12 protein-coding genes are annotated in these 16372 nt (G+C 42.1%); 2 read left to right on the top strand and 10 right to left on the bottom strand.

Annotation, left to right across the window (positions count from 1 at the left end; genetic code table 11):
• Nucleotides 1-207: 207 nt before the first annotated feature.
• The 3 genes from J2T13_RS16670 to J2T13_RS16660 all read right to left on the bottom strand — a co-directional run bounded on the left by J2T13_RS16670 (nucleotide 208) and on the right by J2T13_RS16660 (nucleotide 4117).
• Entirely contained in the window at nucleotides 208-549 is a 342-nt protein-coding gene (locus J2T13_RS16670; protein WP_429373240.1) for a cupin domain-containing protein, read from the bottom strand.
• 45 nt (nucleotides 550-594) lie between these two features.
• Nucleotides 595-1041: a V4R domain-containing protein gene (locus J2T13_RS16665; protein ID WP_429373238.1), complete on the bottom strand. Its 447-nt coding sequence runs from the start codon at nucleotides 1039-1041 to the stop codon at nucleotides 595-597.
• Nucleotides 1042-1279: 238 nt separating this feature from the next.
• Nucleotides 1280-4117, bottom strand: coding sequence for a glycoside hydrolase family 3 C-terminal domain-containing protein (locus J2T13_RS16660; protein WP_429373236.1), 2838 nt, complete (start codon nucleotides 4115-4117; stop codon nucleotides 1280-1282).
• A 235-nt stretch (nucleotides 4118-4352) separates the two neighbouring features.
• Between J2T13_RS16660 and J2T13_RS16655 the strand changes: the two genes are divergently transcribed.
• Entirely contained in the window at nucleotides 4353-5903 is a 1551-nt protein-coding gene (locus J2T13_RS16655) for an FAD-dependent oxidoreductase (RefSeq protein ID WP_429373234.1), read from the top strand.
• A 235-nt stretch (nucleotides 5904-6138) separates the two neighbouring features.
• Here J2T13_RS16655 and J2T13_RS16650 read toward each other — a convergent pair whose 3' ends face one another.
• The 3 genes from J2T13_RS16650 to J2T13_RS16640 all read right to left on the bottom strand — a co-directional run bounded on the left by J2T13_RS16650 (nucleotide 6139) and on the right by J2T13_RS16640 (nucleotide 10229).
• A complete protein-coding gene (locus J2T13_RS16650; RefSeq protein ID WP_429373232.1) occupies nucleotides 6139-6315 on the bottom strand; it encodes a Spo0E family sporulation regulatory protein-aspartic acid phosphatase in 177 nt (58 codons plus the stop codon).
• Nucleotides 6316-6470: 155 nt separating this feature from the next.
• The gene (locus tag J2T13_RS16645) at nucleotides 6471-7850 is read right to left on the bottom strand and encodes an aldehyde dehydrogenase (RefSeq protein WP_429373285.1); all 1380 of its coding nucleotides are present in this window, start codon (nucleotides 7848-7850) and stop codon (nucleotides 6471-6473) included.
• A gap of 153 nt (nucleotides 7851-8003) precedes the next feature.
• Complete coding sequence (locus J2T13_RS16640; protein WP_429373230.1) at nucleotides 8004-10229, bottom strand: MMPL family transporter; 2226 nt, start codon at nucleotides 10227-10229, stop codon at nucleotides 8004-8006.
• Nucleotides 10230-10378: 149 nt separating this feature from the next.
• Between J2T13_RS16640 and J2T13_RS16635 the strand changes: the two genes are divergently transcribed.
• Nucleotides 10379-10978, top strand: coding sequence for a TetR/AcrR family transcriptional regulator (locus J2T13_RS16635; protein ID WP_429373228.1), 600 nt, complete (start codon nucleotides 10379-10381; stop codon nucleotides 10976-10978).
• Nucleotides 10979-11164: 186 nt separating this feature from the next.
• On the opposite strand, the gene J2T13_RS16630 is transcribed toward J2T13_RS16635, so the two are convergent.
• From J2T13_RS16630 to cidR, 4 genes are all read right to left on the bottom strand, one after another.
• Nucleotides 11165-13048: an ABC transporter ATP-binding protein gene (locus tag J2T13_RS16630; protein WP_429373226.1), complete on the bottom strand. Its 1884-nt coding sequence runs from the start codon at nucleotides 13046-13048 to the stop codon at nucleotides 11165-11167.
• Nucleotides 13045-14772: an ABC transporter ATP-binding protein gene (locus J2T13_RS16625; RefSeq protein ID WP_429373224.1), complete on the bottom strand. Its 1728-nt coding sequence runs from the start codon at nucleotides 14770-14772 to the stop codon at nucleotides 13045-13047. The genes J2T13_RS16630 and J2T13_RS16625 overlap by 4 nt, the downstream gene beginning before the upstream one ends.
• Nucleotides 14766-15236 carry a MarR family winged helix-turn-helix transcriptional regulator gene (locus J2T13_RS16620; RefSeq protein WP_429373222.1) on the bottom strand — a complete coding sequence of 157 codons (471 nt, stop codon included), beginning with the start codon at nucleotides 15234-15236 and terminating at the stop codon, nucleotides 14766-14768. The genes J2T13_RS16625 and J2T13_RS16620 overlap by 7 nt, the downstream gene beginning before the upstream one ends.
• A 116-nt stretch (nucleotides 15237-15352) precedes the next feature.
• A complete protein-coding gene (cidR, locus tag J2T13_RS16615; protein ID WP_429373220.1) occupies nucleotides 15353-16255 on the bottom strand; it encodes a cidABC operon transcriptional activator CidR in 903 nt (300 codons plus the stop codon).
• Nucleotides 16256-16372: the final 117 nt, after the last annotated feature.

Raw genomic sequence — 16372 nt, 5'->3', positions numbered from 1 at the left:
TTAGATGCATCGGCGATTTTGAAATTGATTCAAGTGAAACTTATACTTTCTTATCTTTTCAAAAAAAACAGAAAAAATCGCTCTTTTTAGTGAAATGGACATACCTTCAAACATTTCAAAAAGAGCGATTTCTTTGTACATTCCATTTGACGATACTTACCGTGATGGTGGCAGGGATCGCTTCCACCTACCCGCAGAGTAAGTTACTTATACCTCTTGGACATATCTTTCATCTGGAATTTTACTAAGTACGACATAGAGACTTGTAGGAATACTCCCTGTATTCTTGAAGGAGAAATGCTCGTCGCCATTGCACGAAATGACATCATCTTGAACTACAATAGATTCTTCTCCATCCACCGTTACAGTCCCGCTTCCATTAAGAACTAGAATAAATACTGCTGTTCCTGGATGCTGGTGTGTAGGAAGTTCCTGCCCTGGCATAAAGTTTAGTACAAAGACAACACTTTCACCGCTTTTGAACAGTATACGTTTAGTGAATTTATCTTGATCATATGCTTTGACTGAAAGTAACTCTTTCTTTTCCATTAGAAAAACCTCCATTTCATGATTGGCTCACCGTAAATTCCACAATTAGAATCTCAGTTCATATTCGCAACGTTCATCTCCGCTAACATTGCATTTCACTTCTCTAGCAGTCACTCTTTTATTGAATATCTTCGTTAATGCACCTTCCATAATGGCTCCTTCAAGATCACAGACCATCTTGCCTTCTTGAACGGGAAGCCCTTCACAGAAACAATCCTCAACAGCGATATGCATCCCTCGTTCATCACTACTTATGATGTGTGGAATACCAATTTTCAAATCCTCAATGAGCTGAAGAAGTTCTTCGACGGAAGTCACGGGTAAGCTTTTTCCAATTTGTCTACCGATGGTCATCGTTGTACCTTTTCCTCCAGCTGGCAAACTTTGATTAAGACCAATAAGTCTAATAGCCCTAAATAACTCGAGTGGAACTTCAGCTCCCAACCTTTTCCTTGCAATCGACTTCATGTCCTCAAATGTAAAATCGCTCATCCTGCATTTCCCCATTCCATCATTTATATCTCTCTTAGCTAATAAGATGTTAGTTTAGGCCCTAACTTCATCTTAAAGAAAGAATGAAAACAGCCTTGTGATTTAAGTCACATAATTATGGAGATATTCTCAATACTCAGAATCTTATTTCCCAAGGTTATGGAACAATCACTAACCAAAAAAAGGATAAAGAGGTCAGATGATTTATCTGCTTCTCTATCCTTTTTTGGTCTTTGTCTTATTTCACGAATTGGAATGTACTAATGCGCAGTGAACCTGTAAATACCAAGTAAATATCCTGCAAACCAGAAACACCTGTGATTTCCGTATTCACCGTAGTCCATTGTTGCCATCCACCCGTATTGGCTATGGCTACTTTGCCTACGACCGTTCCACTTGGACTTCCTACATGAATTTCAATAGCACTTCCCGCTTCAATGCTAGATACACGAGCTTCAAACCCGCTTACTCCATCTCCGAAGTCAGCGTCATTGAATGAAATCCAATCGCCTTGCTCAATCTCAGCAATACATACGCCGCCTTCTTTGCTTTCATCTAGAATAACGCCATTATAATCATCGTAGTTCTCAGCTCTTGTAACGACATTCAAATTGCGCGGAGGAATCTTTTCACCCTTAACGATAACGTTTTCGAAACAAACAATATTGTTCGAAGATTTTCCGATCATCAAGGAATATGTTCCGCACTCCACGCAATATTGATCGCGGGTAACATCCCAAATGGCCAATTCCTTAGCCTGTACTGTAAAGGTTACTACTTGCGACTCCCCAACTGCCAGATGAATACGGTCAAAGCCTTTCAACGTCTTCAATGGACGTTTCACACGGGACTGATGAGCACGAACATACAACTGCACCACTTCGTCACTATCTATTGAACCGATATTCTTCACATCTACTGAAATCGTGATCTCATCTTCTGCTGTAATCTCAGAAGCACTTAGTGTGAGATTGCTATATTCAAATGGACTATAAGTTAAGCCATGTCCGAATGGATACAATACTTCACCTTCGAAATATTGATACGTACGGTTACTCTTAATAATGTCATAATCCAAGAAGCTAGTTAGTTGATCTGCTGATTTATACCAAGTCATATTCGTACGACCTGCCGGTGCTATATCTCCGAATAGTACATCCGCTATCGCGTTACCATGTTCTTGACCACTGTGTGATGAATAAAGAATCGCCGGAATATGCTCTTGTACCCAGTTCATCGTAAATGGATAGCTACCTACAACGACAACCACGACATTCTTGTTCACTTTGTACACTTCTTCAATTAACCGCTGTTGTGATTCAGGAAGTTCCAAACTCGGTCTGTCAATGGTCTCTTTCCCGTTTAGAAGAGGATTGTTACCCACGAAGACGATAGCCGTGTCTGCTTCCTTAGCCGCTGCAATGGCTTCTTCTAGTCCGTTTACCAGAACATTCTTATTAAACTTCTCATTTACCCCGAATGTTGTGATTTCTTCGGACACCTTAAACGCTCCATCGCTCTGCACTGGCACGGTTACGCTCTTACCATCCCAAGTCGTCAAGGCAATCTTGCCATCCTCTTGTGGAAGGACATGTAGATCTTCCTTTGTAAACCAACCGTATACTTCATCAGCCGAAGCTAACAATGTCTCTTCATCTGTCGTAACATATTTACCATTGGAATTGGACTTCAATGTGTAACTTCCAAAACCCCAATCGGACAGGATGAAGCTTTCAGCCTCATTAGCTTGTGACTTGTTCGCAATTAACGGTGCCTTCTCATCTTCACCAAAGGCTACCCATTGGTTATTGGCAACGCTGCTCAAACTGATCTGATCATTACCATCCTTAAATGTTACCTGTTTCCCTACCAACTTCTTCTCAATTCCTTGTAGAGGAGTGATGGCATAAGGAAGTGTACCTGAGTACCAGTCCCGATAAGTTACGCCGCCAAGTTCACCAATCACAGCTACTTTATTCAACTTCTCTTTGCTAAGTGGCAGTGTCTGGTTATCATTCTTAAGTAGAACGATCGATTTCTGCGCTGCCTTCAAAGACAATTTCTGCGCTGCTTCAGTCATCAAGGCTTCTTCACCAATAGAAGCGTACGGTACGTTCTCTTCAGGATCGAATTCTCCTAGACGGAAACGAACACGAAACGTATTGAATAACGCTAGGTCCAAATCAGCCTCTGTAAGTGATCCCTGCTCTAATCCCTCACGCATAGCTTTCATGGAAATTTCAGCATCATCTGTAATACTGTCAATTCCGGCTTTAATCGTCTCGACTACACCTGGAGTATGAGATTCATAATATTTATGATCATTCATTATTCCCATGACATCTCCAGCATCACTTACGATGAAACCGTCCATACCCCATTCTTCTTTTACGATTTCATTCACATACGGATGAATAAGTGCAGGCGTTCCGTTGACCGAATTATACGCTGTCATCATTGACTGCGCTCCACCTTCTACGAATGCTTGTTCAAAAGCTTTCAAATAGTACTCTCTCATGTTACGTGGGTCGATACTTGATGAACCTACACCGCGATCTACTTCATTATTATTCGCTAGAAAGTGCTTAAGCGTAGCTACAGCTTTAAGATATACAGGATGATCTCCTTGAATCCCCTTTACTAAGGCAGTGGCTAGTTCACTAGTCAGCTCTGGATCCTCTCCATAAGCTTCTTCGTTACGTCCCCAACGAGGATCGCGCTCCATATCAACTGTAGGTGCCCACAACGTCAGCCCGTTCACAGCAGGATTGCGCTTATAGAATACACGCGCCTCGTCACTGATCACTTCACCGACTTCTTTCATAAGCTCCGTATCCCAAGTACAAGCCAGTCCTACGGGCTGTGGAAACATTGTAGCTTCTCCGAGCCAAGCAAGTCCGTGAGCTGCTTCTGTTCCGTGTTTGTATGCACCAACTCCGAGTCGTGTCACCTCTGGTTGATACTGTAACATGGACTCAATCTTCTCATCCAATGTCAGACGAGATACTAAATCTTTAACCCGGGTATCCAAGTCCGCTGTATGGTCTTGGAAAAGGTACTGATGTACTTTACTCATATGTTCGCTCCTTTACGTACCATGTCATATAAAAAAAATGATTCCGGAGAGGGTCCCCCACAACTATCATATAGTAACTGACAGCATAAATACAACGCCACTTTAGCGTTGTTGATGTTTCTGTAACATGATCTCCAATTCATGCAATCATGGCTAATTCAAGTACATTTTAGTTTCCCCTGAAGAAATTGTGGCAATAACTAACATAAGCATAATAATTAGGAGGAACTATCCCATGAATGAAAAAAACGCATCATCTCGTGAGCTGCCGAGATATCCTGAGTCTTTATGGATGGCATCAAGTGATTTGCCCACTTTTCCGCAACTTACCGAGAATATGACTGTGGACGTTAGTATCGTAGGCGCTGGAATCACAGGGATAACAACAGCCTATCTGTTGACGAAGCAAGGATATAAAGTGGCCTTAATAGATGCAGGAAAAATATTAGCAGGTACGACGGGACACACCACGGCCAAGGTCACCGCTCAGCATGGTCTCATTTATCATGAGCTTCTTCAGCACTTTGGCCCAGAGAAATCAACTCAGTACTACCGTGCGAATCAAGAAGCGTTAGATTCGATGGCCCAATTAGTTAAGAAACTAAAAATCGATTGTGAGTGGCAAACGGAGGACGCTTATTTATATGCTGAAAGTGATTCAGCACTAGACAAGCTAGAGAAAGAATTTGATGCCTATGAGAAACTTGGTATTCCCGGTGAATGGACAAACCATGTCCCCATCCCACTTGTCATCAAGGGTGCGATCAAACTGCCCAATCAAGCACAGTTCCATCCTTTATCCTACTTGAAGCGGTTGGTCGAAGAGATCATCAAGGCGGGTGGAGTCATATACGAGAACACAATCCTATCCAAAAAAATTGAAAAAGAAGGACTACTCATACTCAGAACACATCAAGGAGATCATCATCTGAAGTGCCGCCACATTGTCTCTGCCTCCCACTTCCCATTCTCTGATGGTGGTGGTTTCTTCTTCTCACGATTGTATGCAGAACGTTCCTACGTGGTTGCAATCAAGCCGACAATGCCCTTTGCTGGAGGGATGTACTTGAGCGTAGATGATCCTAATCGTTCTTTGAGAGCGGCTAACCAAAACGGCGAGCAAGTCATTCTCGTGGGAGGAGATAGCCACAAGACAGGGCAAGGCATTTGTACCTATCAACACTATGAGCATCTAGAGGCTTTCGGTGAAAAGCTTTTTGGCATCAAGAGCATTCCTTTTCGCTGGTCTACTCAGGATCTAATTACACTTGATAAAGTCCCCTATATCGGACAGATTACCTCGCATGATCAAGACATCTATGTTGCCACTGGATTTGCTAAGTGGGGGATGACAACGAGTATGGTATCAGCCCGACTGATTAGCGATCAAATCCAACGCAAAAAGAATCCCTATGCGGAGCTATTCACACCTTCGCGCTTTGTAGCCGATCCAAGCATCAAGAATTTTATTGTCCAGAATGCCAATGTTGCTAAAGAATTAGTAACAGGTAAAATAAGCATGGTTCATCGAAAAGCAGATGAGCTTGGGCAAGATGAAGGTTCAGTCGTCATCCATAATGGAAAAAGAGCCGGTGCTTACAAAAACCCGAAGGGACAATTATTTCTCGTTGATACCACATGCACCCATCTAGGTTGCGAGGTGGAGTGGAATGAAGCCGAGCGTTCTTGGGATTGCCCGTGTCATGGTTCTCGATTTAACTACGATGGACAAGTTATGGAAGGGCCTGCCGAAGAACCTTTAATGAAGCTGAATGACCAAGGTTAATAAGACTCGATCCTTGTTGAAACACTACCTACAATAACCAAAAGGTTAATTAACTTCGGCGCACCGCAAGAACGATGTTCCAATACCATTGCAATAGGGATGCAAATGCAAGCCACTAAGCTTTCTTGTAAAAAAGACTAGTATCAGCGGAGTAACTCTCTCCTGATACTAGTCTTTTGTTACAAGCCCTGCGTGATCCAGATCCGAAACCTCTACAGCAGATATTCATAAGTCTCTAAGCACTCGCCTCGTTTCTTTCCCTCTCTCTTTTCTTTACTCTATTATATTCATTTATATAAACATCCAGAATGACAGACTGCTCTAACACCCTCGGATCACAAAGACCGTATCGTATAACCAATTCATGAAGATTCTGTCTTTCCCGTTCTATATCCCTCTTCAGTTTCATCATGTCTACCTCCTGTTAAGAACACATTGTAGATCATGATGCACTAAAATACCTTTCTTTAATTTACGTTTCCCCTTAGAAAACGACAAAATAAGACAGCCTTGTGTCAAGACTGCCTCCCATTAGATCATTAGATTCTTAGATCATTAGATCATTCGTTATTTCAAAAGTTTTCGAAGCCATTTCAATTTATTACGATACGGTGGATAGATGATTCCTATGTCTATTCTAGTACTTTTCTTTAAGATACTTTTGCGATGTGAAAAGGTATCATAGCTATGTTTGCCGTGATAGCCTCCCATACCCGCATTACCTACGCCTCCGAAGGGTAGGTGTGCACTTGCCGCGTGTGAATTCGTATCATTAACACAACCTCCACCGAAGGAGATCCGGGTTAAGACTTGATTCTCGACTTCTTTATTTTCGGCAAACAAATATAATGCTAACGGTTTAGGTTGATCGTTAATCATATGGATCACTTCATCTAGATGGGCATACGCCATAATGGGCAAAATGGGGCCGAATATCTCATCCAGCATAGCTGCATCATCCCATGAGACAGCTTCAAGAAGCGTGGGTTCAATATATAATTCCTCTTTTACGGATCTCCCACCATATAATAGGTTCGCCTGATCTTGCTCTATAATAGAGACAAGCCTATCAAATTGACGTTCGTTAATAATTCGTCCATAGTCGGCGCTATGTAAGGCATCGCTTCCATAAAAACTTGTGATAACTTCCTTCATTTTCGATATTAGTGCTTCTTTAATATCCGTATGGACAAGCACATAATCAGGAGCCACACATGTCTGACCCGTATTGAGTAATTTCCCCCAAATAATACGCTTGGCCGCTATCTCAAGATTTGCTGTACGATCGACAATAACGGGACTCTTTCCACCAAGTTCCAGTGTCACAGGTATAAGATTCTGGGCGGCAGCCTCCATAACGATCTTACCCACCGCTACACTTCCTGTAAAAAAGATATAATCGAACGGTGCATGAATCAGTGATGCGGTGGCTTCCTTTTCTCCTTCAATGACTCGAATATAGTGTTCATCAAACGTTTCACTCACCATAGCTTTAATGACAGCCGAGACATGGGGTGTACTTTCCGAAGGTTTAAGTACAGCACAGTTGCCCGCTGCGATTGCCCCAATGAGGGGTTCAATTAATAGTTGATAAGGATAATTAAAGGGACCAATAATTAAAGCTGTCCCGTATGGCTCATTCATGATGTAGCTTTTGGATGGAAGCAAATAGAGCGGCGTCTTTACTTTTTGTGGCTTCATCCATCGTTTAAGATGTTTCATGATGTAGCGAATACTTTCTAATGTTAATCCAATTTCAGTTTCGAAAGATTCGAATTCACTCTTCCGTAAATCCTGATACAGCGCCGATACAATTTGTTGTTCATAGCGTTGAATGGCCTCTTTCAACTTCCTTAGTTGATCAAGACGAAATTGAAGATCACTTGTACGTCCACTGTAGAGAAACTGTTTATGCTCATGGATCATTTGTTCTATATCTTTAGGCATCAAAGCTACCATAAGAAATTCACTCCATTTCTAAATATAAGAGGTTCGCACTATAAGAGAGCTGTCAAATATCTTCTATAACAAATATACAACCACCAGATTAAATTCTCTCTGGTGGTTGTATATTAAACTCTGTGCAAATTTTGTGCAAACTTAACCTTGAGAACTTCGTTCTTCATGATCTTTAATTTCAACATATTTACCAGGCCAGAAAGCGAAACGACCACATAACATCGTAATGGCTGGTACTAGGAATGGACGAACAATAAATGTATCTAGAAGCACACCTACAGCGGTGATAAGTCCAAATTGCACTAATACTTGTATCGGTAAAGTTGCCAAGACTGCGAAGGTACCCGCTAGGATCAGACCCGCCGAAGTTATGACCGAACTCGTCTCGCCAACTCCTTCTTTAATCGCTTGCTTGAGTGGCATTTTTCTACTCTTGCTCCATATACTCGAGATCATGAAGATGTTGTAATCTTCACCTAGAGCCACTAGGAAGACGAAGGAATAGAGTGGAATGGAACCTTGAATGGCATCTACTCCGAATAAATAATGGAGGATAATCCATCCCAGACCCAGTGCTGAGAGGTAGGACAAGATCACTGTTCCCACCAAATAAAGGGTCGCTACAATGGAACGAAGATAGAGTAGTAGTAATATCGTGATCAAGCCGATGACGACAGGAATAATTACTCGTGTATCCGATTCGCCCACTTTTTTCGTATCATATTGCGTTGCCGTCTGACCACTAATCCATACCTTATCCGCAGGATCATTAATTCCAGAATCGTTAAGAGACTGCTCTACTGCTAATCGTATGTCTGGAATATGACCAATAGCTTCAAGTGAATAAGGATTCATATTGAACTCCACTTCATAAGCTACAATGTTCTTATTCTGTGCTCCTTGCTCTGGTTCTGATACTAGACTCACAAAAGGTAGAGCTGCTAATTTCTCCCCTAGAGATTCATCCTTACCCTCCGTATCAACCATCACTTTGACAGGGGCAAGCTCACCTGGTGAGAACTGCTTCCCGATCGTATCGAACCCTTCTCTAGAAGCCATATCTTTAGGAAAAGAGGACATGATATCATACGTGAATTTCACCTGATTAGAGAATAAAGCCATTGTTCCAAGCAATACTACCGTAACAATGACAACTGTCCACGGCTTATTTACTACAAGTTTACCAATCCAACTTTCGCGGTGTTCTTTAGGCTTAGGTAATGGGTTCCCGTTCTTCTTGGCACGATCCACCTCCATTTGTGGCGTACGAGGAGTGAAGGGCCAGAAAGAAACACGCCCAATAATCGCAAGTAGTGCGGGAACAAGCGTCAAGCTCGCGATACCCATGATGAAAATAGCAATACTGAATGGTGCTGCGAAACGGTGGTATGAACCATATTGAGCCAGTATAAGTGCTAGAAGTGCCAACACAACCGTGAATCCACTCATGGCAATCGCTCCGGATGAATCCGTAATTGATTTAAGTAATGCCTTCGTTTTATTTTCTTCTTCCTTAAGAACCTGACGGAACCTAGAAATCAAGAACAGACAATAATCCGTTCCAGCACCGAACAGTAGTACTGTCATAATGGATATCGCTTGTGCATCGACAGTGATCCATCCTTTAGAGGCTAAGAAACCTAATACAGGACTGATTACCCCATAAGCAAATCCTACCCCAATCAGTGGAATGAATGCTAGAATAGGGGAACGATATATACCTAGTAGAAACACTAGTACTAATAGGACTGTTGCTATCATAAGTTGGATATCGGCATTCTTGAATAGTCCTGTAGCATCTATTGAAATCCCGACAGGTCCAGTTACTCTTGCACTTAATTCACCAGTTACGCCTTGCTTAACAGCAAATGGATCATTACCGAACTCTGTATTCACTAATGTCTGAAGTACTTCTACTCCTTCCTTTAGCTGATCACTATCTGATTCTTTGGAGAACAATACAGGTGTAACTATTGTACTCTGATCTTCAGAGAGCTGCGCCTTTAAGCCCGGTAGAGGGATTTTGTCGAAGGGTGGTACACTATCTTGATGGGGCACAGGATTCGTCGTAAGCTTAGCGTATAGACTTTGTATATGACCTAAGTCCTCATCGCTTAGCCCCCCTTCACGTTGCCATACTAATAATGCAGGTGTACCCGTTCCGCCAGGGAATTCTTTATCCGCTAACTGTTGTGCCTGAACAGAGGCCACATCATCGTTGAAATTGGGAGCGTTGTTTATTTCTTCACTACCGACTCCAGGCCATATAGCCGTAAGTACTCCTATCGTCATAATCCAGACTATGAGCGTAACCCATTTACTTCTCTTACCGGCAACCCATTTGCCGTATCCTGAATGGTGTTCCATAATAAGCCTCCTAGTAACCCTTTTTCACAAAATAATGCATTGATCCTCGGGTTCGTGTATAATTTAATATAATTATATATACCGGAAGGTTAATTATCAAATATTTTTTTCAGTCTCGACCATTTATGATTATTTGGAGGAACAAAGTGATGAATACATCCAAGATCAAACGATCTCCCGGACGCCCGAAACGGGAAGAACATGATGCTACGATTGATCAGACCATTCTGCGCACAGCATCACAATTATTCATGGATTATGGATATGAAGCCGTATCCTTACAACAAATTGCCAAAGCCTGTGGGATAACTAAGGCTTCTATTTATTATCACTTCGAGAGTAAAGCAAAATTATTCACGACCTCTGTAACGAGTATGTTGAATCTGGCCAAGATGCATACATTACGTATTATGGAGCAAGACAAGCCATTATATGATAGGCTGGAGCAACTTGCTGAGGTCAAACTTGCCAAACCGCATGGCGATTTCGAGATGATTATGCGCGAAGCTCGCCCTACACTCTCAGCAGAGCAACTTCAACTGATCATATCTGCTGAAGAGAACATCCACGATGTATTAATTGATTCGTTCCAGCAATCTATGGATACGGGAGAAATCCGTCCCGGAAATGCGTTATTCTTAGCTCATACCTTCGCCTCGTTGATTACTATAGGTAACAAGGAAATCACAAGTTCCCTTGGTAACTTAAGCCACAACCTCATCGAGTTATTCTGGAATGGAATGAAGTAAAGGTCCATAGAAACTCAAGATAACGTGTAGTGTTGACACAATAATGGCTACGATCTGCATAACATACATTATATTTCAGTAAGGACTGATTATGATTAGAATCCATTATCATATGCACTAATATTCCAAAAAAAAGAGTACGCCACGGTTTAATCGTGGCGTACTCTTTGAGTGTTTCACCTTCATTTATCCAATCTGTTGGATACTTCTACCTGTAAACTGACTGTTATACAGATCCGCATAGAATCCATCCTGTTTCAGAAGTTCTTCGTGATTGCCCTTCTCAATAACACTGCCGTGATTCATAACGAGAATTAGATCAGCATCACGAATAGTCGACAAACGGTGAGCAATAACGAAGCTTGTTCTTCCCTTCATCAGATCGTTCATCGCCCTCTGAATGTGAATCTCTGTGCGTGTATCTACGCTACTTGTCGCTTCATCCAGAATAAGAATGGCTGGATCAGCCAGAATAGCTCGAGCAATGGTTAGAAGTTGCTTTTGGCCCTGTGAAATATTCGAAGCTTCTTCGTTCAACACCGTATTATAACCGTCTGGAAGTGTCCGAATAAAGTGGTCTGCATGGGCGGCCTTAGAGGCATTCATGACATCTTGCTCCGTTGCATCTTCACGACCGTAAGCAATATTGTCTTTGATCGTTCCATTGAAGAGCCAAGTGTCTTGCAACACCATACCGAACTTACTTCGTAGATCGCCACGCTTCATATCGGTAATATTCACACCATCAATCTTAATTGCACCATCATTCAACTCGTAGAAGCGCATAAGTAGATTGATCAGCGTCGTCTTCCCTGCACCCGTAGGTCCAACAATCGCAATCGTCTGCCCCGGTTTAACATCAACATTCATGTCTTCAATGAGGACGGCATCTTCTTTATATCCAAACTTCACGTGTTCAAATTGTACAGCCCCTTGCGGGTACTTAATCGTCTTAGCGTTCTCAAGCTCAGGGATTTCCTCTTCCTCATCCAATAATTCAAATACACGTTCTGCAGAAGCTATCGTAGATTGAATGACATTAGCAATATTCGCCGTTTGAGCGATAGGCATGGAGAATTGTCTCGTGTACTGAATAAAAGCCTGAACATCCCCAATTGTAATCGACTTATTCGCAACAAATATCCCACCAACCACACACACCAACACATACCCAATATTACTAACAAAACTCATTAACGGCATGATCATACCCGAGAGGAACTGTGCCTTCCAACCGGACTGATAGAGTTTCTCGTTAACCTCATTGAACTGTGTCATCGATTCATCTTCTCGGCCAAAAGCTTTAATAATATTATGGCCCGTATACATCTCTTCCACATGTCCATTGAGATCACCAAGTGATTTCTGTTGCCCTATGAAATATTTCTGAGATCTAGTGGCTATGCCCTTAACGACTAATATACTTAGTGGAAGAGTCACAATCGTAATCAGTGTCAACCAAGGGCTAATCGTCAACATCATCACGATCACACCAATGATAGTCACCACAGACGTAATCAATTGCGTTAGACTTTGTTGCAATGTCGTACTGATATTGTCGACATCATTCGTAGCCCGGCTGAGCACCTCACCATGTGTACGTGAATCGAAATATTTAAGGGGTAAGCGAGACAGCTTACTATTAATCTGCGAACGCATATCCAGTACAACTTTTTGTGCGACTCCTGCCATTAGATACTGTTGTACATAACTAAATAGCGCACTGAAGATGTAAAGTAACCCTACAAAAAGTAGAATTTGTGTAATCGCATCAAAATCAATTTTGGCACCCGGTACCTTTTGTGCTATACCTACAATACCTTCGAAGAGTGTCGTCGTAGCTTCCCCTAGCTTCTTAGGGCTATAAATACTAAATACAGTACTTAGAATCGCCATAATAAAAATAAATATCAACTGCACTCTACGTGGCTGTAGATACCGAACTAATCTTCGCAAAGATCCTTTGAAATCCTTGGCCTTCTCACCCGGCATGACCATCCCTGGGCCACCTGGTCCATGTCCTCTACCAGGTCCACCCATCGGTTTCTGTGCTTTACGTTCCTCGCTCATGCAATCTCCTCCTCTGACAGCTGTGAGGAAACAATCTCACGGTATACATCACAAGTAGCCAATAGCTCTCTGTGTTTACCTATACCGACGATCTCACCATCATCCAACACAATAATGCGATCTGCATCCATCACGGTACTAACCCTTTGAGCTACTAGTAGAACAGTAGCATCACTCGTCACCCCTTTAAGAGCATTACGAAGGTTAGCGTCGGTCTTAAAGTCAAGTGCTGAGAAACTGTCATCAAACACATAGACTTCTGGCTGACGAACCAACGCACGAGCAATGGCAAGTCTCTGCTTCTGTCCACCTGAGACGTTACTTCCACCTTGAGAGATATCAGACTGGAATCCATCCTTCATCTCTGACACAAATTCGGTAGCCTGAGCAATATTTGCTGCCCGCTGAATCTCCTCATCTGTAGCTTCTTGCTTACCGTAACGAATATTGTCAGCAATCGTACCTGAGAACAGCACCGATTTCTGTGGTACAAAACCAATCTTAGCTCGCAGTTGTTCCTGAGAGATCTCCCGAACATCGATACCATCGATTAATATTCTTCCACTCCCCACATCATAGAACCGAGGAATGAGATTAAGTATGGTTGATTTACCTGATCCTGTACCCCCAATAATGGCTGTTGTCTCCCCTGGACCCGCATTAAATGAAATGTTAGAAATGGCTGGATTCTCAGCACCAGGATAGTGGTAAGTCACATCTTCGAATGTCAGGAATCCACGCTCTCCCTTTCCTTTCTTAGGTTGTGCTGGATCCTTAATATCTGGTGTCATATCCAATACCTCATTAATTCTCGTCGCAGAGGCAGAGGCCCGTGGAACGATAACAAAAATAACGGAAAGCATAATAAGAGAAAACATGATCTGTGTGGCATACTGAATGAAAGCCATTAAGGAACCGACCTGCATATACCCATCACGTATGCGAAGCCCACCGAACCACACAATAGCTATGGTGGCAAAGTTCATCACAAGCATCATAATAGGCATCATAGCGGCCATAATTTTATTTACTTTAATCGCTGTATTGGTTAAGTCTTCATTAGCTTCATTGAAACGTTTCGTCTCATGTTGAGTACGATTGAAAGAACGAATGACGCGCATCCCTGTTAAATTCTCACGTAAAACACGATTCAATGTATCTAATTTAACTTGCATCGCTTTGAATAAAGGAAGTCCCTTCAGTGCGATAATGGCTATGGCACCAACTAATACAGGAATAACCACTACAATGACAAGTGATAATTTCGCATCTTGATTCACGGCCATGATAATCCCACCAATACACATCATCGGTGCGCTAATCATCATCCGAAGGAGCATGGTAAGTACTTGTTGCACTTGGTTGATATCATTCGTTGTGCGAGTGATCAGAGATGCAGTACCTACCTTATCGAATTCCTGTAATGAGAAATTCTGCACATGTCCGAATACCTTAGAACGTAAACGTTGACCGAAACCAACGGAGACACGAGCGGAGAAGTAACTAGATGCAATCGCACAAATTGCGCCTCCTGCAGCTACAAGTAACATCACGCCCCCAATTTTCCAGATATATGGGATGTCACCATCTATAATTCCCTTATCTACTATATCCGCCATCAATGTGGGTAGATACAAGTCAGATAAAGATTGGAGAAATACTAAAGCGAGCACGAATATAATCGGAAGCCTGTAGGGGCTCAATAATCTAAATAATTTCAGCATAACTTATCATCCCCACCTTGAGTCGAGTGTCCATCACGTTCGAAATACTCATAAGCCTTAATAAGAAGCTCAGCTAGTTGGTTGCTCTCTTCTTCTCCTAAATATTGAATCAATCCCTCAAAAGAAGCCTCCGTCGCTTCCATGGCAGCCTTAATCACTTGTTCTCCCTTATCAGATAACTTAATTCGAACAGCACGTCGATCCTGTTGATCTATAGAACGTGTAATCCAATCTTTCACTTCCAACGATTTGAGCAATTGCGTCACCGTCGGTGATGTAACACCTAACAACTCACTAATCTCTGAAACCATTAAACCCATCGTACCTGGCTTCACCTTCTTCTTAACACAGAACATCAATACCAACTCACTCGGTTTCAGACCCTCAACCAAGCGATGGCGAAATTCGGCCTTATTAAATCTCATCATGGCTCTGAATAACGTTTCCGCAGTCATATTATTCATTATGGATAGCTTTCCTCCTTACGAAACAACTCACCCTCTACATAATAGATAGGTTACCAATTAATTAGGTTGCCTATCTATTATAAGACGATACAAAATCCGTTGTCAAATTCCCTTTAATGCTTACCATTTTCCTTTTTCTTGAAGATATTTTGTGTGAAATGAATCCACTCCTGTGTTGCAAAGGATTGGTAGCGATCTTTACACCAGATCATCCCAAGTTGCCATGGAATAACGGGATCTGTAAGGGGTAATATCCGGATACGCGACTTATCCACTTCAAGACATATCGTCTCAGGTAGTAATGCAATCCCGAGATTGGCGGCAACCATACCACTAATCAAATCCCATTGTGAGCTCTCGTATACAATATGCGGTTGAAATCCTACTCGAACACACTCCGTAATAATGCGATCATGCAGCGCGAAATCCTCTCGAAACAATACGAACGACTCTGACTCTAACTCCATTAAAGACACACTCTGTTTCCCACCTAAAGGATGTGTCGGATGAACAAGTAACATCAGCTTCTCTTGCACAAAGGAGAAAGAATGGAAAACTTCATTATCTGTCGGCAACACCGTCACACCTATATCGAGTAGACCACTTTCAACATCTAATTCGACCTTCTTCGCACCATCCTCAAAAATCTGAATCGTAACCTCTGGATATTGCTGATGGAATTGTCCGATGACCTCTGGAAAAAAGCTTGATCCAATCATGGGAGGAAGCCCTATTCGAATATGCCCCTTTTTCAAATTCTGCAGATCTTTCAACTCTGAGGATAGGCTCTGAAATGACTTCACAATAAGTCGAGCCTGCTCGTACATGATCTCACCTGCGTCAGTAAGTTCTATTCTCTTACCCCTCCGGTCAAAAAGAACAATATCTAGTTCTTCCTCCATATTCTTAATCGTTTTACTGATCGTAGGTTGCGTTATGTACAGTGCCTCAGCCGCTTTAGTAAAACTTCTGTGACGTGCCACTTCCATAAAGTATTGCAGATGCCGGATATCCATTCTTAAGTAATCTCCCCTCTTCTGACTAGTATAGATAAACAGAATGAACATTATTCTTTATATTCATTTTACCTATGAAAACAATTGATGTAAAATTTTCATAAAGAATGAAAGGAG

Source organism: Paenibacillus sp. DS2015, from assembly GCF_050433705.1.
In the GTDB taxonomy this organism is placed as follows: domain Bacteria; phylum Bacillota; class Bacilli; order Paenibacillales; family Paenibacillaceae; genus Paenibacillus_AQ.
The sequence above is the reverse complement of the archived record's forward strand: the minus strand, read 5'-3'. Positions and strand labels throughout refer to the sequence as shown.